The organism is Klebsiella sp. HMSC25G12, from assembly GCF_001807705.1.
Lineage (GTDB): Bacteria > Pseudomonadota > Gammaproteobacteria > Enterobacterales > Enterobacteriaceae > Klebsiella > Klebsiella variicola.
In genome coordinates this window covers 39,979-59,750 of sequence record NZ_KV789805.1, presented here as the reverse complement: position 1 = coordinate 59,750, position 19,772 = coordinate 39,979, and the positions used below count along the sequence as shown (strand labels likewise).

23 protein-coding genes and 1 riboswitch are annotated in these 19,772 nt (G+C 60.4%); of the genes, 8 read left to right on the top strand and 15 right to left on the bottom strand.

The features are described 5' to 3' along the window. Nucleotides 1–12 precede the first annotated feature (12 nt). The 8 genes from HMPREF3096_RS03675 to HMPREF3096_RS03640 form a co-directional block, all read right to left on the bottom strand. A complete protein-coding gene (locus HMPREF3096_RS03675) occupies nucleotides 13–1,620 on the bottom strand; it encodes a purine-cytosine permease family protein (RefSeq protein ID WP_032731264.1) in 1,608 nt (535 codons plus the stop codon). 152 nt (nucleotides 1,621–1,772) lie between these two features. Further along, the gene (gene ureG / locus HMPREF3096_RS03670) at nucleotides 1,773–2,390 is read right to left on the bottom strand and encodes an urease accessory protein UreG (RefSeq protein ID WP_002916877.1); all 618 of its coding nucleotides are present in this window, start codon (nucleotides 2,388–2,390) and stop codon (nucleotides 1,773–1,775) included. A gap of 8 nt (nucleotides 2,391–2,398) precedes the next feature. Then, nucleotides 2,399–3,073 carry an urease accessory protein UreF gene (locus tag HMPREF3096_RS03665; RefSeq protein ID WP_032731262.1) on the bottom strand — a complete coding sequence of 225 codons (675 nt, stop codon included), beginning with the start codon at nucleotides 3,071–3,073 and terminating at the stop codon, nucleotides 2,399–2,401. A 1-nt stretch (nucleotide 3,074) separates the two neighbouring features. Further along, the gene (gene ureE / locus HMPREF3096_RS03660; RefSeq protein WP_008806534.1) at nucleotides 3,075–3,551 is read right to left on the bottom strand and encodes an urease accessory protein UreE; all 477 of its coding nucleotides are present in this window, start codon (nucleotides 3,549–3,551) and stop codon (nucleotides 3,075–3,077) included. Between the two features lie 9 nt (nucleotides 3,552–3,560). Then, nucleotides 3,561–5,264 (bottom strand): urease subunit alpha, encoded by a 1,704-nt coding sequence (gene ureC / locus HMPREF3096_RS03655; protein WP_008806533.1) that lies wholly within the window; start codon nucleotides 5,262–5,264, stop codon nucleotides 3,561–3,563. After that, a complete protein-coding gene (locus HMPREF3096_RS03650; RefSeq protein ID WP_022064951.1) occupies nucleotides 5,257–5,577 on the bottom strand; it encodes an urease subunit beta in 321 nt (106 codons plus the stop codon). Before HMPREF3096_RS03650 ends, ureC begins: the two co-directional genes overlap by 8 nt. Before the next feature lie 9 nt (nucleotides 5,578–5,586). Beyond that, nucleotides 5,587–5,889, bottom strand: coding sequence for an urease subunit gamma (locus HMPREF3096_RS03645; protein WP_002916871.1), 303 nt, complete (start codon nucleotides 5,887–5,889; stop codon nucleotides 5,587–5,589). 9 nt (nucleotides 5,890–5,898) lie between these two features. Then, entirely contained in the window at nucleotides 5,899–6,723 is an 825-nt protein-coding gene (locus HMPREF3096_RS03640; protein WP_032731261.1) for an urease accessory protein UreD, read from the bottom strand. Here HMPREF3096_RS03640 and HMPREF3096_RS28550 point away from each other — a divergent pair. Next, nucleotides 6,713–6,859, top strand: coding sequence for a hypothetical protein (locus HMPREF3096_RS28550; RefSeq protein ID WP_012540536.1), 147 nt, complete (start codon nucleotides 6,713–6,715; stop codon nucleotides 6,857–6,859). The two genes, HMPREF3096_RS03640 and HMPREF3096_RS28550, sit on opposite strands and share 11 nt — an antisense overlap. Nucleotides 6,860–6,869: 10 nt before the next feature. Here the strand turns inward: HMPREF3096_RS28550 and HMPREF3096_RS31835 are convergent, their stop codons facing one another. Beyond that, nucleotides 6,870–6,965 carry a hypothetical protein gene (locus tag HMPREF3096_RS31835; RefSeq protein ID WP_046621578.1) on the bottom strand — a complete coding sequence of 32 codons (96 nt, stop codon included), beginning with the start codon at nucleotides 6,963–6,965 and terminating at the stop codon, nucleotides 6,870–6,872. Between the two features lie 155 nt (nucleotides 6,966–7,120). Continuing rightward, nucleotides 7,121–7,738, bottom strand: a complete 618-nt coding sequence (gene plsY, locus HMPREF3096_RS03635; protein WP_008806530.1) for a glycerol-3-phosphate 1-O-acyltransferase PlsY — start codon at nucleotides 7,736–7,738, stop codon at nucleotides 7,121–7,123. Nucleotides 7,739–7,845: 107 nt separating this feature from the next. On the opposite strand from plsY, the gene folB reads away from it, so the two are divergent. Beyond that, a complete protein-coding gene (gene folB / locus HMPREF3096_RS03630) occupies nucleotides 7,846–8,229 on the top strand; it encodes a bifunctional dihydroneopterin aldolase/7,8-dihydroneopterin epimerase (protein WP_004150923.1) in 384 nt (127 codons plus the stop codon). A gap of 197 nt (nucleotides 8,230–8,426) precedes the next feature. Next, on the top strand, nucleotides 8,427–9,248 hold the full coding sequence (bacA, locus tag HMPREF3096_RS03625; protein ID WP_008806529.1) for an undecaprenyl-diphosphate phosphatase: 822 nt from the start codon (nucleotides 8,427–8,429) through the stop codon (nucleotides 9,246–9,248). 11 nt (nucleotides 9,249–9,259) lie between these two features. On the opposite strand, the gene HMPREF3096_RS03620 is transcribed toward bacA, so the two are convergent. Together HMPREF3096_RS03620 and HMPREF3096_RS03615 are read right to left on the bottom strand one after the other, a co-directional pair. Beyond that, a complete protein-coding gene (locus HMPREF3096_RS03620) occupies nucleotides 9,260–10,501 on the bottom strand; it encodes a multifunctional CCA addition/repair protein (RefSeq protein ID WP_008806528.1) in 1,242 nt (413 codons plus the stop codon). Between the two features lie 61 nt (nucleotides 10,502–10,562). Then, nucleotides 10,563–11,183: a TIGR04211 family SH3 domain-containing protein gene (locus HMPREF3096_RS03615; RefSeq protein WP_008806527.1), complete on the bottom strand. Its 621-nt coding sequence runs from the start codon at nucleotides 11,181–11,183 to the stop codon at nucleotides 10,563–10,565. A 214-nt stretch (nucleotides 11,184–11,397) separates the two neighbouring features. Between HMPREF3096_RS03615 and HMPREF3096_RS03610 the strand changes: the two genes are divergently transcribed. The 3 genes from HMPREF3096_RS03610 to hldE are packed head-to-tail and all read left to right on the top strand — an operon-like array spanning nucleotide 11,398 to nucleotide 17,046. Next, nucleotides 11,398–12,696 (top strand): CYTH domain-containing protein, encoded by a 1,299-nt coding sequence (locus HMPREF3096_RS03610; RefSeq protein WP_008806526.1) that lies wholly within the window; start codon nucleotides 11,398–11,400, stop codon nucleotides 12,694–12,696. Nucleotides 12,697–12,716: 20 nt separating this feature from the next. Further along, on the top strand, nucleotides 12,717–15,554 hold the full coding sequence (gene glnE, locus HMPREF3096_RS03605) for a bifunctional [glutamate--ammonia ligase]-adenylyl-L-tyrosine phosphorylase/[glutamate--ammonia-ligase] adenylyltransferase (RefSeq protein ID WP_032731260.1): 2,838 nt from the start codon (nucleotides 12,717–12,719) through the stop codon (nucleotides 15,552–15,554). Nucleotides 15,555–15,612: 58 nt separating this feature from the next. Next, a complete protein-coding gene (hldE, locus tag HMPREF3096_RS03600) occupies nucleotides 15,613–17,046 on the top strand; it encodes a bifunctional D-glycero-beta-D-manno-heptose-7-phosphate kinase/D-glycero-beta-D-manno-heptose 1-phosphate adenylyltransferase HldE (protein ID WP_012540541.1) in 1,434 nt (477 codons plus the stop codon). A 77-nt stretch (nucleotides 17,047–17,123) separates the two neighbouring features. On the opposite strand, the gene HMPREF3096_RS30775 is transcribed toward hldE, so the two are convergent. Beyond that, nucleotides 17,124–17,273 carry a hypothetical protein gene (locus tag HMPREF3096_RS30775; RefSeq protein ID WP_004144536.1) on the bottom strand — a complete coding sequence of 50 codons (150 nt, stop codon included), beginning with the start codon at nucleotides 17,271–17,273 and terminating at the stop codon, nucleotides 17,124–17,126. Here HMPREF3096_RS30775 and glgS point away from each other — a divergent pair. Continuing rightward, nucleotides 17,265–17,462: a cell surface composition regulator GlgS gene (gene glgS, locus HMPREF3096_RS03595; protein ID WP_004205248.1), complete on the top strand. Its 198-nt coding sequence runs from the start codon at nucleotides 17,265–17,267 to the stop codon at nucleotides 17,460–17,462. The genes HMPREF3096_RS30775 and glgS overlap by 9 nt on opposite strands. A 35-nt stretch (nucleotides 17,463–17,497) precedes the next feature. Here the strand turns inward: glgS and ubiK are convergent, their stop codons facing one another. Next, the gene (gene ubiK, locus HMPREF3096_RS03590; protein ID WP_008806522.1) at nucleotides 17,498–17,770 is read right to left on the bottom strand and encodes a ubiquinone biosynthesis accessory factor UbiK; all 273 of its coding nucleotides are present in this window, start codon (nucleotides 17,768–17,770) and stop codon (nucleotides 17,498–17,500) included. A gap of 120 nt (nucleotides 17,771–17,890) precedes the next feature. Beyond that, a riboswitch (FMN riboswitch) is annotated at nucleotides 17,891–18,042 on the top strand. Nucleotides 18,043–18,147: 105 nt separating this feature from the next. Between ubiK and ribB the strand changes: the two genes are divergently transcribed. Beyond that, a complete protein-coding gene (ribB, locus tag HMPREF3096_RS03585; RefSeq protein ID WP_004174356.1) occupies nucleotides 18,148–18,801 on the top strand; it encodes a 3,4-dihydroxy-2-butanone-4-phosphate synthase in 654 nt (217 codons plus the stop codon). Nucleotides 18,802–18,862: 61 nt separating this feature from the next. Here the strand turns inward: ribB and zupT are convergent, their stop codons facing one another. After that, a complete protein-coding gene (gene zupT / locus HMPREF3096_RS03580; protein ID WP_032731259.1) occupies nucleotides 18,863–19,633 on the bottom strand; it encodes a zinc transporter ZupT in 771 nt (256 codons plus the stop codon). Between the last annotated feature and the right edge of the window lie 139 nt (nucleotides 19,634–19,772).

Below are 19,772 nucleotides of genomic sequence, written 5' to 3'. Positions count from 1 at the left end.
CTGCCTTCCTGACTACTCCATACTTTTACACAGCGAGCAGATGGCTCCCTGATGCTTGTGTGAGTGCATCACATCCGGGCGCTCGTACTCTTCCTCACAGCTAACGCATTGATACACGGTGGTGGAGGCGTTCCCCGCCGCGTCATAGCGCGGCTCGGCGATGCCGTCATCCACCTGCTTAATATAGTAGCGCCCGCGGGTAAGGATCCCCATCAGCGGGGTCATGACAAAGGCGACGACCAGCGCAATCAGCGGCGAGAACGGCGCCAGCGTCGCGCCCAGCAGGCCGAAGAAGGCGCAGATCGACAGCCCGGCGGCCAGACCAAAGGAGACCACGCCTACCGGGTTAACGTTGTAGATCATGCCGCGACGATACTCCGGCTGCGCCGGCGCCAGCTTGAGCAAGCCTTTATTAAAGGTGATGTCGGTCGCCACCACCACGACCCAGGCGATGGCGAAGTTGGAGTAAAAGCCGAGGATCCACGACAAGGCGCTGAACATATCGCCTTCCATCAGCGCCAGGGCAATCGCCAGGTTGACCACCACAAAAATAATCCGTCCCGGATAGCGTTTGGTGGTGCGGGTCCAGGCGCTGGTCCACGCCAGCGAGCCGGAGTAGGCATTGGTGACATTAATTTTGATCTGCGAGATCACCACCAGCACCACCGCCAGCGTCAGGGCCAGCCAGCCGGGCACCAGGTTATCGAAGACGCTGACGAACTGCTGCACCGGTTCGGTATTGTGCACCGCCGGGAAACGGGTCAACAGATAGAAGCCGAGGAAGGCGCCGATGATCTGTTTGATCGCGCCTAACACCACCCAGCCCGGGCCGGCGGAAAAGACCGCCAGCCACCAGCTTTTACGGTTCTCTGCGGTCTTAGGCGGCATAAAGCGCAGGTAATCAATTTGCTCGCCAATCTGCATGATCAGCGACAGGCATACCCCGGCGCCGAGCATGATGGCGGTGATATCCACCGTCGACGCGCTGTTTTTACCGGCGAAATGCAGGAAGCCGTCCACCAGCTGCGGATCTTTGACAATCAGCCACACCACCGGCACCACCATCAGCACCAGCCACAGCGGGGTGGTCCATACCTGCAGGCGGGTCAGGGCTTTCATGCCATAGACCACCAGCGGGAGCACCATCAGGGTGGCGATCAGATACCCCATCCACAGCGGGATCCCGAGGCCCACCAGCAGCCCCTGGGCCATGATCGAGCCTTCGAGGGCGAAGAAGATAAAGGTGAAGCCGGCAAAAATAATGCTGGTGATCACCGAGCCGAAATAGCCGAAGCCGGCGCTGCGGGTGATCAGGTCAAGGTCAATGTTGTAGCGCGCGGCGGTGATCGCCAGCGGAATGCCGGTGAGGAAGATCACCAGCGCCGCCACCAGGATCGAATAGATGGCGTTGCTGGTGCCCCAGGCCATACCGATGCTGGCGCCGATGGAAAAGTCGGCCAGGTAGGCGATGCCGCCCAGCGCCGTGACCGCGACGACGCCCGGTCCCCAGCGGCGGAAGCTCAGCGGGGCATAACGTAAGGTGTAATCTTCTAAGGTTTCCCGGGAGCCGGAAGTCCGCGTTGTCGCAGGTAATTCAGGGTTGAGATCCAGTGATGACATAGTCATTCCTTAATGGTTAGGCATGACTTGAATTAGCAAACCTTATGCCATATTGCAGGGCAGGCGTGGCGGGGAGGGTGGTGCAGGGTGATAGAAGAGAGAGCAGGGGTTGCACCATCCGGACGCGCCTGCGCCCGGCTGGTGCAACAGGCCTATTTGCCGAGCATGCCTTTGTCTTCGAGGAAGGCGATAATGGTGCTCAGGCCGTCGCCCTGCTTCAGGTTGGTGAAGGTCCATGGGCGATCGCCGCGCATACGCTGGGTATCGCTTGCCATCACCTCCAGCGACGCGCCCACATAGGGGGCAAGGTCGGTTTTATTGATCACCAGGAAATCGGATTTGGTGATCCCCGGTCCGCCTTTGCGCGGGATCTTCTCCCCTTCGGCCACGTCGATGACGTAGATGGTCAGATCCGCCAGCTCCGGGCTGAAGGTGGCGCTCAGGTTGTCGCCGCCGCTTTCCACGAAGATAAGGTCGAGGTTACCGAACTTTTCACTCAGCGCTTCCACGGCGGCGAGGTTCATTGAGGCATCTTCGCGGATCGCCGTATGCGGGCAGCCGCCGGTTTCCACACCGACGATGCGTTCAGGCGCCAGCGCGCCCGCTTCGGTGAGGATGCGCTGATCTTCTTTGGTATAGATGTCGTTAGTGACCACCGCCAGCTGCCAGGTATCACGCATCGCTTTGCACAGCGCTTCCAGCAGAGCGGTTTTACCGGAGCCGACCGGGCCGCCGACGCCGACGCGCAGCGGGTGTTTATAAGAGTTCATGGCTTCTCCTAGGAACGGAATAATCGGGAGTATTGGGTTTCATGCCGGGCCGAGGCGATAGCGGCGAGCGGGGTGGCCGATCCGATATCGCCGTCCGGCGCGGCCAGCGCGCGGGGCATCTCGGCCGCGTAGTGGTCGCAAAGACGTAAAATCAGCTGCTGGGCGGCCTGCTGACCGAAGGGCACCAGCTTGACGCCGGCCATCACGGCGCTCTCAATCCAGCTGTAGCCCAGGCTGAGGGCCATCTCGGGCAGTGCGATGCGCCAGCGCACGCCGAGCCAGGCCATCCCGGCGAGCTGGCTTTGCTGGCACAGCGTGCGCCACGTCGCCGGACAGTCCGGCTGCCAGTCGCTCAGCAGACGGGCAAACGCCGCGCCGCGGTTGCGCTCTTCCTCCCGCAGTTCACGAGTTTCCCGGCAGGCCAGCAGATAGGCGGTCCAGCGCTGGGCCGCAGCGATATCGCCTTGTTCGCAGGCGCGGTACAGGCGGGCGAACAGCGGCAGGTCAACGGTAAAAAAGCCTTCCGTCATCTGGCGTCGCTGCCAGCGCTCGAAGGCCGCGACGTCCGGCACCCAGCCGGCTTCCACAGCCCACTCCAGCCCCTGGGACCAGCTGTAACCGCCTATCGGCAGGTTGCTGCTGGCCAGCTGCATCAGCCGCAGGCGTTGTTCCGCTGTCGACATGCTAGTGGCTGTGAGCGTGGTGGGCATGATGAGCATGATGATGACCGTGGCTTTCGCTGGCGTAAGCGCCGGCTTCCGGCTCGAACGGCAGCTGGCCAAAGGTCACCGTCAGGCCGAACTGGCGCAGCATATCGTCCAGCACGTGATCGTGATGGTAGCGCAGCTCGCCCGGCATGATCTGCAGCGGCACGTGACGGTTGCCGAGGTGGTAGCAGGCCTTCGCCAGCATAAACGGATCGTCGCAGCGCACTACCGACACCCCTTCATCAGCGGCAATCACCTGCACAAACTCGGTGCCTTCTTCGTTGCTGAGCACATCGCCGCCGCGCAGCAGCAGGCCGCGGGGCAGCAGCAGACCGGCTTCCCGGCCATCGTTGAGGGTGACCTTAACCCGGCTTTTGACGCGAACGTCAATCGGCAGCGTAACGCTGGCGGTCGCGGCGGCGGGGGTCTCCAGACGTTGAGTTAAATAAAGCATCCGCTCTCCTTAAAACAGAAAATATCGTTGCGCCATCGGCAGAACGTCTGCCGGCTCGCTGGTGATGAGTTCGCCATCCACCCGCACCTCATAAGTCTGCGCGTCGACGGTGATGTTAGGCTGCAGGCTGTTGTGCACCATGTCGGCTTTCTGCACCGTACGGCAGCCTTTTACCACGGCGATCGCGCTGCGCAGGTTCAGCCGTTCGGCAACGCCGTTGTCCGCCGCCGCCTGCGACAGGAAGGTGAGGCGGCAGTGATGGCGGGCGCTGCCCAGGGCGCCAAACATCGGACGGTAGTGCACCGGCTGCGGGGTCGGAATCGAGGCATTGATATCGCCCATCGGCGCGATGGCGATCATGCCGCCTTTGATCACGGTGGCCGGTTTCACGCCGAAGAAGGCTGGTGACCAAACCACGAGGTCCGCCAGCTTACCCACCTCAATGGATCCGACTTCGTGCGCGATGCCGTGGGTCAGCGCCGGGTTGATAGTGTATTTGGCGATGTAGCGCTTCACACGGAAGTTGTCGTTATCCCCGGTCTCTTCCGCCAGCGCTCCGCGCTGCACCTTCATGCGGTGCGCCACCTGCCAGGTGCGGAGGACCACTTCCCCGACGCGACCCATGGCCTGCGAATCGGAGGAGGTGAGCGAGAAGGCGCCGAGGTCGTGCAGCACGTCTTCCGCGGCGATGGTTTCCCGGCGAATGCGCGATTCGGCAAAGGCCACGTCCTCAGCAATGTCCGGGTCCAGATGGTGGCAGACCATCAGCATATCGAGATGTTCATCGATGGTGTTGAGGGTGTAGGGCAGCGTTGGGTTGGTGGACGACGGTAAAATGTTCGGGTGGGCGCAGGCGGTGATGATGTCCGGCGCATGGCCGCCGCCGGCCCCTTCGGTATGGAAGGTGTGAATAGTGCGCCCGCCGATGGCGGCGAGGGTGTCTTCCACAAAACCGGACTCATTGAGGGTGTCGCTGTGCAGGGCGACCTGAATATCCATTTCATCGGCGACGGTTAACGCACAGTCGATCGCCGCCGGCGTGGCGCCCCAGTCCTCGTGGATTTTCAGGCCAATGACGCCCGCCGCCACCTGCTCGCGCAGGGCATCCGGCTGAGAAACGTTGCCCTTGCCCAGCAGGCCGATATTGACCGGCAGGCTGTCGGCCGCCTGCAGCATGCGTGAGATATACCACGGGCCCGGAGTACAGGTGGTGGCGTGGGTGCCTGCGGCCGGGCCGGTGCCGCCGCCGACCATGGTGGTCACGCCGGAGACCAGCGCCTCTTCCGCCTGTTGCGGACAGATCCAGTGAATATGGGTATCGATCCCGCCGGCGGTGACGATCTTGCCTTCGGCGGCAATCACTTCCGTCGCGGCGCCGATGGGGATGGTGACGTTGGGCTGGATATCGGGATTGCCGGCTTTGCCGATGGCGAAGATCCGGCCGTCCTTCACGCCGATATCGGCCTTGACGATCCCCCAGTGATCAACGATCAGCGCGTTGGTGAGCACCAGGTCGACACAGTCGGCGGCCAGCATCTGTCCCTGACCCATCCCGTCGCGGATCACTTTGCCGCCGCCGAATTTGACCTCTTCTCCGTAGGTGGTCAAATCATCTTCCACCTCGATCCACAGCTCGGTATCGGCCAGGCGCACCTTGTCGCCGACGGTGGGGCCGAACATATCGGCATAGGCCTGGCGTGAAATATTACTCATCGTTTGCCTCCAGAGGGCCCATGACCTCGCCGCGGAAGCCGAAGACAGCGCGGTGACCGGCGAAGGCCACCAGCTCGACCTCGCGTTTCTGGCCGGGTTCAAAACGTACCGCCGTGCCGGCCGGGATATTCAGACGATAGCCAGTGGCCTGCTGACGGTCGAACTTCAGCGCCGGGTTGACCTCGGCGAAATGGTAGTGCGAACCGACCTGAATCGGTCGATCGCCGTGGTTCTCAACGACCACGCGGCAGGTCGCCCGGCCGGTATTCAGGGCTATCTGACCGGGCTTAACGTGATATTCACCGGGGATCATGGCGCTACCTCAGATTATCGGGTTGTGAACGGTGACCAGCTTCGAACCGTCCGGAAAGGTGGCTTCGACCTGGATATCCGGGATCATTTCCGGGACGCCCTCCATCACCTGCTCGCGGGTCAGGACGTGACGGCCTTCCTCCATCAGTGAGGCCACGCTTTTGCCGTCGCGGGCGCCTTCCATAATAAAGGCGCTGATGAGGGCCACGGACTCCGGATAGTTGAGCTTCAGGCCGCGGGCCAGGCGGCGTTCCGCCACCAGCGCGGCGGTAAACAGCAACAGCTTGTCTTTTTCTCGGGGGGTCAGTTCCATAACGTTCTCTTAAGTCAGCCAGATTCGGGGAAGTACGGGGGATTTGCCGGTGAGATGAGGGCGCAGAAACTGCCAGACGTCGCGCATCACCTGTTGGCAAATCAGATTATCGTCACTGAGGAAACGCACCGTCAGCAGGCGGTCGGTCAGGCTGGCGCCAGCGTAGAGACCGAGCGGCGCCAGCGCGTCGCGCACCCCGTCGAGCAGGGCATCGGTAGCCGGATAGCACAGCAAAGTGCCGACCCAGGGACGTTCGGCGACGCTGGACAGCTCTCCCTCCTGCAGGTGCAGGCGCTCAACCAGCAGCGGTCTCTCATCCACCCACACTTCCAGCCGGTTGCTGAGGGTGCCGTGGCTGAAGGTTTCACCAATCACCGGGCGGCCAAGGCAGAGTAGATCCCATGCCAGCAGCGTGCTGGAGGCGCAAAGATGAAAGGTGGTGGACAGCCGGGCATTGGCCCCGGGAAAGAAGATGGCATCCTGCGGGAGCCACTCCAGGGTCGTCTGCGGGGCGAGGGTCAACTGCTGGCGCAATAGCGCTTGCGCACCGCTGCTGCGGTAAAACTTGCTGGCGCCAGGCATGGTTATCAGCGTATGGCAGCCGGGGTCAAGATGGGCGCTAATTGTCAGCTCATCACCGCCGACGATGCCACCGGGCGGGTGAAGCAGATAGAGGTGACAGGTCTCTTCTTCCGGGTAAAACGGGCGCTGGACGGTCAGCGGGCCGACGTGTTGGGCGCTGGCGAGAACGGTCTTGCCTCCGGCCTGCTGAAAGCGGAGATCCAGCGTAGCCTGCCAACCTTTTTTGAGTGGTGGTAACACGGTGCCGTGCAATGTTGCGCCCCTGCAAAATCAAGATAAAACAGCAGCAATGAGTATTGATCGGCGGGAGTTTATCCCGGTCATACGAAACGCTTATGTCATTCGTTACCCGGCGCGTCGCGACGGGCGCGAGGGGAAAGCGGTATAACCGCTCCGGATTATTCACCCGGATAATCTTTGCCGTCAATATCCTTATCCGCTGACTGGCCGCGGCGGATAAAGCGGGAGGGCGGGCCCGTCCCCGATGCCAGCAGGCGGCGGAACTTTTGCTTTTAGTTGCCGATAACGCGTTGTTATAAAAGGGGGATGCGGCGATTACCGCGTATCATGACGACGTGGAGCAAAAGTGCGGGTGAGATGGGCAAACAGGCCCGGGGATCCTCCCGGCAGACGGGGCCGGGAGGGGAGATTATTTCTGCTCTGGCGCTTTTTTCTTCTTCATCCGGGTCCAGATTTTGCTCTCCTGGCGGCGCCACAGACGCTGAATGTTGTCATGATGGCGCAGGAGGATCAGGCAGGAGAGCATCGACACCGGAAAAGTGTACTGTGGTTTAAACCACCAGACGTAGAAAGGCGCGATAAGCGCGCTGACGATAGCGCCAAGGGATGAGTAGCCGCTGAGCAGGATGGTCAGCAGCCAGGTCCCGGCCATCACCCCGGTCAGATCGAGACCGATGGGGGCGATAGCGCCGAAGGCCGTGGCGACGCCTTTACCGCCGCGGAAATGAAAGAAGACTGGCCAGATATGGCCCACGCAGGCGGCAATCGCCACTAACCCCAGCCAGAACGGCGTAAGGCCCAGCGCCCAGGCGCCCCACACCGGGAGCATGCCCTTCAGCACATCAAAAATAAGTACCGCTACGGCCGCCCCTTTTCCGCCAATTCGTAGTACGTTAGTGGCCCCGGGGTTGCCTGAGCCGCTGTCGCGTGGGTCGGGCAGGCCAGCAAGGCGACATACCAGAATGGCGCTGGAAATGGAGCCGCAGAGGTAGGCGAGGAGTACCAGTCCAGGCGCGATTGCACTCATAACGCTGTTCCGTTTTGAAAATGTCGTTGTATTCTCTGCATCTGTGGATAATACGCATAATTCGCCGGAAGTGGTATCCGGTTTAGCTAAAAAGCAGGCAGGGCGTGATGGATATTGTATTTATAGAGCAACTTTCGGTAATCACCACCATTGGTGTTTATGACTGGGAACAAACCATTGAGCAGAAGCTGGTGTTCGATATCGAAATTGCATGGGATAACCGCAAGGCGGCCGCCAGCGATGATGTCAGCGACTGCCTCAGCTATGCTGATATCAGCGAGCGAGTGATCGCGCATGTGGAGGGGGGAAAATTCGCGTTAGTGGAGCGGGTGGCGGAAGAAGTGGCCGACCTGCTGCTGGAAACATTCCAGTCGCCATGGGTGCGTATTAAAGTCAGCAAACCTGGCGCCGTGGCCCGCGCGGCAAATGTCGGTGTGATTATTGAACGTGGCCTTAATCTGAAACAAAACTTTTCAGGTCATACTTGTTAAACAAATTGCGTTTATACCGGTCATAGCATCCGGTCATCAGGCAATTTTACTGGCGATGTCCTTCCAGAACGGTGGACGAATCCGTGTGTACTTCCTGTACGCTGCGGATTACGCGCGCTCTGGCTGTCGGGTTGCGCCTGTTGATCGATAATGTGTTCCTGGTTTTTTTCATTTTACTTTTTAAAGGGTTTAATTGAATGAGCGATATACACTCGCTGCTGGTGGCGGCAATATTGGGTGTGGTTGAGGGGTTGACAGAGTTTTTACCTGTTTCCAGTACCGGTCATATGATTATTGTTGGTCACCTGCTGGGGTTTGAAGGTGATACGGCAAATACCTTTGAAGTGGTTATTCAGCTAGGCTCGATACTCGCCGTAGTGGTGATGTTCTGGCGTCGTTTGTTCGGTCTGATCGGCATCCATTTCGGCAGGCCGCCGGAGCATGAAGGCAAAGGCAGCGGTCGCTTGTCGCTTATCCATATCCTCCTCGGCATGATCCCCGCGGTGGTGCTGGGGCTGATTTTCCACGACACCATTAAATCCTTATTTAACCCGGTAAACGTGATGTACGCCCTGATTGTCGGCGGCGTATTGCTGATTGCGGCGGAAGTACTCAAGCCGAAACAGCCGCGCGCGGTCGGGATTGACGATATGACCTATCGTCAGGCGTTTGTCATCGGCTGCTTTCAGTGTCTGGCGCTGTGGCCGGGGTTCTCGCGCTCGGGGGCGACTATCTCCGGCGGCATGCTGATGGGCGTCAGCCGCTACGCGGCGTCGGAGTTCTCTTTCCTGCTGGCGGTACCGATGATGATGGGCGCCACCGTGCTGGACGTCTACAAGAGCATCGGCTTCCTGAACATGGGCGATGTGCCGATGTTTGCCGTCGGCTTCGTGATGGCGTTTATCGTGGCGCTGATTGCGATTAAAACCTTCCTGCAGCTGATCAAGCGGATCTCGTTTATCCCGTTCGCTATCTACCGCTTTATCGTGGCGGCAGCCGTTTACGTGGTCTTCTTCTAAGACCAGTGCCCTCAGCCTTGCGGCTGGGGGCAACGCTGTTCCTTCCACTGCGCCACCGCAGCAATTCTCCGCCGCGTCAGCTCTTCGCGAATTTCCGCCCCTTTAAAGCCCGCCGCCACTACCTCTTTGGTGGAGACAGACTGCGCCACTTCCCAGGCCTCCAGAAGCAGGCGCCCTTGCGGGTAATCGCTGGCCTCGAAACCGGTGCGTCCGCGGACGTCGGCTTCGCTGGTGAGGGCGATCTGCTGCACGCGCTGCGGTTTGCGCCAGGCGTCAATGCTGTCGAAGAGTTTGACGAGGGTTTTCGGCTGCAGGATCGGCAGGGTGTGGATCAAGTCATGGTACTCCGCCACCAGTTTCGCGAGATCGCGGATATCGTTTGGCACCCGCAGACGCGCGCAGATCTGTTCTACCAGCTTGACGCCCGCCGGGCCATGGCCGTGGTGACGCGGCCAGAGCGCTTTCGGCGTCAGTCCTTTACCGAGGTCATGACACAGGGTGGCGAAACGCACGTCGACATCCGGCGACAGCATCGCGGCCATCGTGACGGTCATCAGGGTGTGCAGGCCGGTATCGATTTCCGGGTGCCACTTCGCCGGGGCCGGCACGCCGTACAGCGCGTCAATTTCCGGAAACAGCACCTTAAGAGCCTGGCAGTCGCGCAGCGTCTGGAAAAAGACCTGCGGATTGCGGGTGGTTAACGCGCTTTCCGTCTCTTTCCACACCCGCTCCGGCGTTAAATGCGCCAGCTCACCGGCCTCAACCATCGCATGCATCAGGGCCTGGGTTTCTTCGGCAATGCGAAAGCCCAGATGCGCATAGCGGGCAGCAAAGCGCGCCACACGCAGCACGCGCAGCGGATCTTCGCTAAAGGCGGGAGAGACATGGCGCAGCAGGCGCAGGCGAAGATCGTTTTGCCCGCCGTAGGGGTCGATGATCGTGCCATCGGCATCCTGGGCGAGGGCGTTGACCGTCAGGTCGCGGCGCAGCAGATCGGCTTCGAGGGTCACGTCCGGGGCGGCATAGCAGGTAAAACCGGTATAGCCCGCGCCGGATTTGCGCTCGGTACGGGCCAGGGCATACTCCTCCCGGCTTTGCGGATGGAGGAACACGGGAAAGTCGCGGCCTACCTGTTGGTAGCCCGCGTCAAGCATCTGTTGCGGGGTGGCGCCCACCACCACCCAGTCTCGGTCTTTGACCGGCAGCCCTAATAGCGCATCGCGCACCGCACCGCCGACCAGATAGCTCTTCACGCCCGATTCTCCCGTATCTGTTTTTCGCAAGATGATACGTAAGTCTGGCAGAGAAGACGAATTAGTTCATCCACCGGTCTTTACGTTTGCGGCTTGGCACCAGATGCGGCAGCACCAGACCCAGCAGCAGACCGACGCCGAGCACGCCGCCGCCGTACATGAACCACTGCATGATAATGGTGCGCTGTTTGTCATCAAGCTGCAGATTCGCCGCATTCACCTTCTTCTGCGCGACCACCAGCTCGTTTTTCAACTTCTGGTTCTCGTCCTTCAGCGCGTTAATCGCGCTGTCGCTGCCGGCGACTTTCTTCTGCATATCCGCCGTGCGCTGGTTCCAGGTGGCGTCGATGTTGTTCAGCTTATCGGTCAGCGTTTTGACCTGGTTTTCCAGATCCGGGACGCGGGTGCGCAGGCTGGGCTCATTGCTCAGCTCTTTCAACGGGATCCAGGCGGTACGGCCATTGCTGTCGCGGACCTGCGCGTAACTGGTGCTGTCGTTCGTTTGCAGCACCGACACTTCTTCCCCGGCGTTGATGGTGCCGACCAGACGATAATTATCGCCCGGGCCGCTGCGAACCCAGGTGTTCAGCTCATCGGAAACGTAGCGCTTTTCTTCTGCGTGAACCGCCGTAGCGGCGCTAAGCGCGAGCAAAGTAAAAGTAATCAGGCGTAATTTTGGCATCAGGTCATCGTTTGGTCATAAAAAGTGGAACGATAGTAGAGGCATCGCCAGAGCGACGCAAAGTTTTCCACCACAATCGGAATCATCCAGGAGGTGGCCCGGCAAAAAGCGCGTTGCATGGCGATTCGCCGCAAAATACTATCTACTGACAAAAAATATCGTCGTAAGTTCGCCGCAATTTGTCGGCGCAGCACAGAAGCGGAAGAATTCAGTCATGGCTCAAGAAATCGAACTCAAGTTTATCGTCGCTCAGAATGGGGTAGAGACGCTGCGCGAGCAGCTCAATGCGCTCGAGGCGAAACATACGCCTGCGGGCCAGTTACTGAACATTTATTACGAAACCGCCGATAACTGGCTGCGTCGTCACGATATGGGGCTGCGCATCCGCGGCGATCAGGGGCGTTATGAAATGACGCTGAAAATTGCTGGCCGGGTGGTAGGGGGGCTGCACCAGCGTCCGGAATACAATATCCCACTGGATAAACCGGAGCTGGCGCTTGAGCGCCTGCCGGCGGAGGTCTGGCCGCAAGGCGAGCTCCCGGCCGCGCTGGCGGAGCATGTCCAGCCGCTGTTCAGCACTGATTTTGCCCGTGAACGTTGGGTGATACAGGAAGGGAATAGTGAGATTGAGATCGCCCTCGATCGCGGCGAAGTGAAGGCTGGCGAACATCAGGAGCCGATCTGCGAACTGGAGCTGGAGCTGCTTGCCGGGGAGACTGCCGATCTGCTGCGCCTTGCGCACCGTCTGCTGGAGAGCGGCGTCCTGCGTCAGGGGAGCCTGAGCAAAGCCGCGCGCGGGTATCATCTGGCGCAAGGCAATGGCGAGCGTCCCGTCACCTCGCTGACGGTGCTGACGGTGGCGGCGAAGGCCAGCGTGGAGCAGGGGCTGGAGGCGGCGCTGGAGAGCGCCCTGGCGCACTGGCTGTATCACGACGAAGTATGGCTGCGCGGCAATGCGAAAGCCAAAGCGGAAATCCTGCTGGCGTTAGCCCGCGTGCGCCATACCCTCGTGCTGTTCGGCGGCATCGTGCCGCGTAAGGCGACCACCCAGCTCCGCGCGTTGCTGAACGACGCCGAAGCCGTTCTGCTGGCCGCGGACACCGCCGACGAGGCGTTATTCCGCACCGAGGTCGTCGGCGCCAAACTGGCCCTGACCGAATGGCTGGTCCAGCGCGGCTGGCGTCCGTTCCTCAACGAGGCGGGAGAGAAAAAAATAGCCGGATCGTTCAAACGGTTTGCCGATATTAACCTCTCGCGGGTGGCGGCCGAGCTGCGCGGCGCCGTGCAGCATCTGGCGGTCGAAGATGCCGCCGACCAGTTGCCGAAGCTGTCCCGTGACATCGACAGCGTCCAGCTGCTGGCGGGCGCCTATGGCGACGCCGTCGCGCCGTGGCTGGAGAACTGGCAGGAGCTTCACCGTGCAATAGCACATGACGATCGCAGCGTCTTTGAATATTTCCGTCGCCAGGCGCTGGCTGCCGAGCCGTTCTGGCTGCATAGTGGAAAACGATAATTTCAGGCCAGGGAGCCCTTATGATGCCGCTTTCTCCGCAATTACAGCAGCACTGGCAGACGGTCGCTGACCGTCTGCCAGCGGATTTTCCCATTGCAGAACTGAGCCCACAGGCCAGGTCGGTCATGGCGTTCAGCGATTTTGTCGAACAGAGTGTGATCGCCCAGCCGGGCTGGCTGAATGAGCTTGCGGACTCCTCGCCGGAGGCGGAAGAGTGGCGGCATTACGAGGCCTGGCTGCAGGATCGCCTGCAGGCCGTCACTGACGAAGCGGGGTTGATGCGAGAGCTGCGTCTCTTCCGCCGCCAGATGATGGTCCGCATCGCCTGGGCGCAGGCGCTGTCGCTGGTGAGCGAAGAAGAGACCCTGCAGCAGCTGAGCGCCCTGGCGGAGACCCTGATTGTCGCCGCCCGCGACTGGCTCTACGCCGCCTGCTGTAAGGAGTGGGGAACGCCATGCAATGCCGAGGGCCAGCCGCAGCCGCTGCTGATCCTCGGGATGGGAAAGCTGGGCGGCGGCGAGCTGAACTTCTCTTCCGATATCGATCTGATCTTTGCCTGGCCTGAGCATGGCGCCACCCGCGGAGGCCGCCGCGAGCTGGATAACGCCCAGTTCTTTACCCGTCTGGGGCAGCGGCTGATCAAGGCCCTTGACCAGCCGACGCAGGACGGCTTTGTCTATCGGGTTGACATGCGCCTGCGGCCGTTTGGCGACAGTGGGCCGCTGGTACTCAGCTTTGCGGCACTGGAAGATTATTACCAGGAGCAGGGTCGGGACTGGGAACGCTATGCGATGGTGAAAGCGCGGATCATGGGCGATAACGACGGCGTGTACGCCAGCGAGTTGCGCGCGATGCTCCGTCCTTTCGTCTTCCGCCGTTATATCGACTTCAGCGTGATCCAGTCGCTGCGTAACATGAAAGGCATGATCGCCCGCGAAGTGCGGCGTCGCGGGCTGAAAGACAACATCAAGCTCGGCGCCGGCGGGATCCGTGAAATTGAGTTTATCGTTCAGGTCTTTCAGCTGATCCGCGGTGGTCGCGAACCTGCACTGCAGCAGCGCGCCCTGCTGCCGACGCTGGCGGCGATTGATGAGCTACATCTGCTGCCGGAAGGCGACGCGGCGCTGCTGCGCGAGGCCTATCTGTTCCTGCGCCGGCTGGAAAACCTGCTGCAAAGCATCAACGATGAACAGACCCAGACCCTGCCGCAGGATGAACTTAACCGCGCCAGGCTGGCGTGGGGGATGCATACCGAAGACTGGGAGACGCTGAGCGCGCAGCTGGCGAGCCAGATGGCCAACGTGCGGCGAGTGTTTAATGAACTGATCGGCGATGATGAGGATCAGTCCCCGGATGAGCAACTGGCCGAGTACTGGCGCGAGCTGTGGCAGGATGCGCTGGAAGAAGATGACGCCAGCCCGGCGCTGGCGCATTTAAACGATACCGACCGCCGTAGCGTGCTGGCGCTGATTGCCGATTTTCGTAAAGAGCTGGATCGGCGCACCATCGGCCCGCGCGGCCGCCAGGTGCTGGATCAGCTGATGCCGCATCTGCTGAGCGAAATCTGCTCGCGCGCCGATGCGCCGCTGCCTCTGGCGCGGATCACGCCGCTGTTGACCGGGATCGTCACCCGTACCACCTATCTTGAGCTGCTGAGTGAATTCCCCGGCGCGCTGAAGCACCTGATCACGCTCTGCGCGGCGTCGCCGATGGTCGCCAGCCAGCTGGCGCGCCACCCGCTGCTGCTGGATGAGCTGCTGGATCCCAACACTCTCTATCAGCCGACGGCGACCGATGCCTATCGCGACGAGCTGCGCCAGTACCTGCTGCGCGTGCCGGAAGAGGATGAAGAGCAGCAGCTGGAGGCGTTGCGCCAGTTTAAGCAGGCGCAGCAGCTGCATATCGCGGCGGCGGATATCGCTGGCACCCTGCCGGTGATGAAGGTCAGCGATCACTTAACCTGGCTTGCCGAAGCGATCCTCGACGCGGTGGTGCAGCAGGCATGGGGGCAGATGGTCGCTCGCTACGGCCAGCCGACCCACCTGCACGATCGCCAGGGTCGCGGCTTCGCCGTCGTCGGCTACGGTAAGCTTGGCGGCTGGGAGCTGGGCTACAGCTCCGATCTCGATCTGGTGTTCCTCCATGACTGCCCGGCGGAGGTGATGACCGACGGCGAGCGGGAGATTGACGGCCGTCAGTTCTACCTGCGGCTGGCCCAGCGGATCATGCACCTGTTCAGCACCCGCACCTCGTCCGGTATTCTCTACGAAGTGGACGCCCGGCTGCGTCCTTCTGGCGCGGCGGGGATGCTGGTCACCACCGCCGACGCGTTTGCTGACTATCAGCAGAACGAAGCCTGGACGTGGGAACATCAGGCGCTGGTGCGCGCCCGCGTGGTCTATGGCGACCCGGCGCTGCAGGCGCGCTTTGACGCCATTCGTCGCGATATCCTGACCACCCCGCGGGAGGGGATGACCCTGCAGACCGAGGTTCGCGAGATGCGCGAGAAGATGCGCGCCCACCTTGGCAACAAACATCCCGATCGTTTTGATATCAAAGCCGATGCCGGCGGGATCACCGATATTGAATTTATTACTCAGTATCTGGTCCTACGCTATGCCAGTGACAAGCCGAAGTTGACCCGCTGGTCTGACAACGTGCGTATTCTTGAGCTGCTGGCGCAGAACGACATCATGGACGAGGAGGAGGCGCGCGCCTTAACGCATGCGTACACCACCTTGCGTGATGCGCTCCATCACCTGGCCCTGCAGGAGCAGCCGGGACACGTGGCGCCAGAGGCCTTCAGCCGGGAGCGTCAGCAGGTCAGCGCCAGCTGGCAGAAGTGGCTGATGGCTTAACTATAAAATCGGGTGTGCTATTATCGCGCGCAAAGTTTGCGTCTCGCAGGAGAGAGTCATGAAAGTAACGCTGCCGGAGTTTGAACGTGCAGGAGTGTTGGTGGTGGGTGATGTGATGCTGGACCGCTACTGGTACGGCCCCACCAGTCGTATTTCCCCGGAAGCCCCGGTGCCGGTGGTGAAGGTGGAAAATATCGAAGAACGTCCTGGTGGCGCGGCAAACGTAGCGATGAACATCGCCTCCCTGGGGGCAACGTCGCGCCTGGTGGGATTGACCGGGATTGATGACGCTGCACGCGCGCTGAGCCAGGCGCTGGCCAATGTGAATGTGAAGTGCGACTTCGTCTCCGTCCCGACTCACCCGACCATCACCAAGCTGCGGGTGCTGTCGCGCAATCAGCAACTGATCCGCCTCGACTTTGAAGAGGGCTTCTCCGGCGTGGATCCGCAGCCGATGCACGAGCGCATTCAGCAGGCGCTGGGCTCCATTGGCGCGCTGGTTCTCTCGGACTACGCCAAAGGGGCGCTGACCAGCGTCCAGACGATGATCAAGCTCGCCCGTGAAGCGGGCGTGCCGGTGCTGATCGATCCGAAAGGCACCGATTTCGAACGCTACCGCGGCGCGACGCTGCTCACCCCGAACCTCTCTGAGTTTGAAGCGGTGGTGGGCAAGTGTCAGGATGAAGCGGAGATCGTTGAACGCGGCATGAAGCTCATCGCCGAATTTGAACTGTCAGCGCTGCTGGTGACGCGTTCTGAGCAGGGGATGACGCTGCTGCAGCCGGGGCGTCCGCCGCTGCATATGCCGACCCAGGCCCAGGAAGTGTACGATGTCACCGGCGCCGGCGACACGGTGATTGGCGTGCTGGCGGCGACCCTGGCCTCCGGCAACACCCTGGAAGAGGCCTGCTATTTCGCCAACGCCGCGGCGGGCGTGGTGGTCGGTAAGCTGGGAACCTCCACCGTTTCTCCTGTCGAGCTGGAAAACGCGGTCCGCGGCCGGGCTGAGACCGGCTTTGGCGTGATGAGCGAAGAGGAACTCAAACAGGCGGTTGCGGCAGCGCGCAAGCGCGGTGAGAAAGTGGTGATGACCAACGGGGTCTTCGATATTCTGCATGCCGGCCATGTCTCCTATCTGGCGAATGCGCGCAAGCTGGGCGACCGTCTGATCGTGGCGGTCAACAGCGATGCCTCAACCAAACGTCTGAAAGGCGAAACCCGCCCGGTGAACCCGCTGGAGCAGCGGATGATCGTGCTGGGGGCGCTGGAGGCCGTCGACTGGGTGGTCTCCTTCGAGGAAGACACCCCGCAGCGGCTGATTGCCGGTATCCTGCCGGACCTGCTGGTCAAAGGCGGCGATTATAAGCCGGAACAGATCGCCGGCAGCGAAGAAGTCTGGGCTAACGGCGGCGAAGTGCTGGTGCTCAACTTTGAAGATGGCTGCTCGACCACCAATATTATTAAGAAAATACAAAAAGATAGCGATAAATAAGCTTTTCGCTATTCACCGGCTTGTACGGTGAAGCATCACGGCCCGCGATGGAGATATCGCGGGCCGTTTTTATTTAATCATGTGGAAAATGATTTAGCGCAATAAATAATCATGTTAAGCGCATTTTTCGTACAAATCGCGTTAAGGTAAGCGTAAATACTGAAGTGAGTAAAAGGCATATGACTGATCAGAACATCCACCGCTGAAGGAGTATGCGCATGAACCATAACGATATGTATTCAATGAAGAATTTTGATTTTTTGGCGCGGAGTTTCGCCAGAATGCACGCGCAAGGCCAGCCAGTTGATCTTCAGGCCATTGTCGGCAATATGGATGAAGAGCATCGTGAATGGTTTTGCCAGCGTTATGAACTTTACTGTCGTCAGGTAAACAGCCCGGCGGAAGCCGCCCACTAAGCCAAACGCAAAACGGGCCCCTGAGGGCCCGTTTTTTACGGCTGCTCTTCGCTGCCAGGCGTCGCTGCCTGGCGGTTTTCGAGGTCATTCAGACGCTGCTCCAGCAGCGCCAGTTTTTCGCGGGTCCGCAGCAAAACCTGAGTCTGTACGTCAAACTCTTCGCGGCTGACCAGATCCAGGCGGGTCAGCTGCGACTGCAGCGCCTGGCGGATTTTCTTCTCAACATCCTCACCCAGATCGCGAAGTCCTTTTGGCATCGACTCATGGACCTGGCGGGCGATTTGTTCAATTTTTTTCGGGTCAATCATGGTGGTTTCCTGCTCGGGTCGGATGATTGATCATTGTAGTGCGAACCAGGCCGCCTATAAACCAGAAATGTTTGAAGCTTATGCATTGCCGAGGATAGTCAATAGCGTTATAGTTATCTCGCTTATTCTCAGGGCGGGGCGAAATTCCCCACCGGCGGTAAATCAACCATCGCGTTGAAAGCCCGCGAGCGCTTCCCGTGACTACGGGAAGGTCAGCAGATCCGGTGTAATTCCGGGGCCGACGGTTAAAGTCCGGATGGGAGAGAGTAACGGCACAGTCGGGCCCAGGCCCGCTCGCGTTGACTTTTGCCGCTAAACCGGCGCTCCTAAGACTGCCCTGATTCTGGTAACCATAATTTTAATGAGGTTTTTTTACCATGAATCAGACGCTCCTTTCTTCTTTTGGTACCGCTTTTGAACGTGTGGAACACGCTTTGGACGCCCTGCGCGAAGGCCGCGGCGTGATGGTGCTTGATGATGAAGACCGTGAAAACGAAGGCGATATGATCTTCGCCGCCGAAACCATGACCGTTGAGCAGATGGCGCTGACCATTCGTCACGGCAGCGGCATTGTGTGCCTGTGCCTGACCGAAGATCGCCGCAAACAGCTGGATCTGCCGATGATGGTTGAGAACAACACCAGCGCCTACGGCACCGGCTTTACCGTGACCATCGAAGCGGCCGAAGGTGTGACCACCGGCGTCTCCGCTGCCGACCGCGTGACCACCGTCCGCGCGGCCATTGCCGACGGCGCGAAACCTTCCGATCTCAACCGTCCTGGCCACGTTTTCCCGCTGCGTGCGCAGCCGGGTGGTGTACTGACCCGCGGCGGCCACACTGAAGCCACTATCGACCTCGTGACCCTGGCTGGCTTTAAACCCGCAGGCGTGCTGTGCGAGCTGACCAACGACGATGGCACCATGGCGCGCGCGCCGGAGTGCATCAAGTTCGCTCAGCAACACAATATGGCGGTAGTCACGATTGAAGATCTGGTGGCCTATCGTCGCGAACATGAGCGTAAAGCCAGCTAAATAGCGGTTCGCTACGCCCGACCACAGCCCACTTCTTAGTGGGCTGTGTTGTTTCTGCGCTTTAACCGATGCCCATCGTCTGGAGTACCACCAGGCTCAGCCCCATGACCGACATCCCGCACAAAACGCCATAGCTTGGGTTGCTTTGCGGATCGATCTCTTTCGCCAGCGGCATCAGTTCATCGACGGACAGTGCCACCATAATCCCGGCCACAGCGGCCATGATCGCTCCCATCACCAGCGGTGAGACCAGACTCCCCAGAATCAGCCACGCCAGCACGCCGCCCAAAATTTCCGCCATGCCGGAAAGCCCGGCCCAGAGCACCGCCTTGCTGCGCGATCCGGTGGCGGCATACACTGGCCCGGCAACGGCCAGTCCTTCAGGAATATTGTGCAGGGCAACGGCGAGGGCCACGCCCATGCCGAGTTCCAGGTTGTTGCTGGCCGTGACATAGGTGGCGATCCCTTCCGGGAAGTTATGCAGGCTGATACCCAACGTCAGCAGAATAGCGGTGCGACGTAAATTACGTGGACGCGGCGTGGCGGGGGTTATCAGATCCTGCGGGTGAGCGTGCGGCAGCAGGCGGTCAAGGCCGAAATAGCCCAGCAGACCGATGACAAACATCCCGTAACCGAGCAGCGGCGACATGCCTTCGGCGGTCAGCGCGGCAGGCAGCATTTCCATCAATGAAATCAACAGCATGATCCCGGCGGCAAAGCCGAGGGAGAAGCCAAGCAGACGGTTAGAGGGTTTCTGACCAATCACGCCGAATATGGCGCCAATAAAGGTTGCGCTACCGGCTAACAGCGTCAATATTAAGGGTGATGACATCGCTACTCTCCCTGTGAAAATAAGTGCATATGAGTATATTGCCTGAGGATGCGCGTACGGGACACGTCCCTTTACCGCGACTTACATTCAAATTTTCTGACGATCATCATCATGGTTATCTGAGTTTATCCTGGCGCAA

Bases quoted from the DNA above. Each gene is read 5' to 3' on its own strand.
- HMPREF3096_RS03650 (WP_022064951.1), bottom strand. From the start codon at position 5,577: ATGATCCCCGGTGAATATCACGTTAAGCCCGGTCAGATAGCCCTGAAT.
- glnE (WP_032731260.1), top strand. From the start codon at position 12,717: ATGATGCCGCTTTCTCCGCAATTACAGCAGCACTGGCAGACGGTCGCT.
- glgS (WP_004205248.1), top strand. From the start codon at position 17,265: ATGAACCATAACGATATGTATTCAATGAAGAATTTTGATTTTTTGGCG.
- ubiK (WP_008806522.1), bottom strand. From the start codon at position 17,770: ATGATTGACCCGAAAAAAATTGAACAAATCGCCCGCCAGGTCCATGAG.
- HMPREF3096_RS03615 (WP_008806527.1), bottom strand. From the start codon at position 11,183: ATGCCAAAATTACGCCTGATTACTTTTACTTTGCTCGCGCTTAGCGCC.
- bacA (WP_008806529.1), top strand. From the start codon at position 8,427: ATGAGCGATATACACTCGCTGCTGGTGGCGGCAATATTGGGTGTGGTT.
- ureG (WP_002916877.1), bottom strand. From the start codon at position 2,390: ATGAACTCTTATAAACACCCGCTGCGCGTCGGCGTCGGCGGCCCGGTC.
- zupT (WP_032731259.1), bottom strand. From the start codon at position 19,633: ATGTCATCACCCTTAATATTGACGCTGTTAGCCGGTAGCGCAACCTTT.
- HMPREF3096_RS03610 (WP_008806526.1), top strand. From the start codon at position 11,398: ATGGCTCAAGAAATCGAACTCAAGTTTATCGTCGCTCAGAATGGGGTA.
- HMPREF3096_RS30775 (WP_004144536.1), bottom strand. From the start codon at position 17,273: ATGGTTCATGCGCATACTCCTTCAGCGGTGGATGTTCTGATCAGTCAT.
- HMPREF3096_RS03665 (WP_032731262.1), bottom strand. From the start codon at position 3,073: ATGTCGACAGCGGAACAACGCCTGCGGCTGATGCAGCTGGCCAGCAGC.
- hldE (WP_012540541.1), top strand. From the start codon at position 15,613: ATGAAAGTAACGCTGCCGGAGTTTGAACGTGCAGGAGTGTTGGTGGTG.
- ureE (WP_008806534.1), bottom strand. From the start codon at position 3,551: ATGCTTTATTTAACTCAACGTCTGGAGACCCCCGCCGCCGCGACCGCC.
- folB (WP_004150923.1), top strand. From the start codon at position 7,846: ATGGATATTGTATTTATAGAGCAACTTTCGGTAATCACCACCATTGGT.
- ribB (WP_004174356.1), top strand. From the start codon at position 18,148: ATGAATCAGACGCTCCTTTCTTCTTTTGGTACCGCTTTTGAACGTGTG.
- HMPREF3096_RS03675 (WP_032731264.1), bottom strand. From the start codon at position 1,620: ATGTCATCACTGGATCTCAACCCTGAATTACCTGCGACAACGCGGACT.
- ureC (WP_008806533.1), bottom strand. From the start codon at position 5,264: ATGAGTAATATTTCACGCCAGGCCTATGCCGATATGTTCGGCCCCACC.
- HMPREF3096_RS03645 (WP_002916871.1), bottom strand. From the start codon at position 5,889: ATGGAACTGACCCCCCGAGAAAAAGACAAGCTGTTGCTGTTTACCGCC.
- plsY (WP_008806530.1), bottom strand. From the start codon at position 7,738: ATGAGTGCAATCGCGCCTGGACTGGTACTCCTCGCCTACCTCTGCGGC.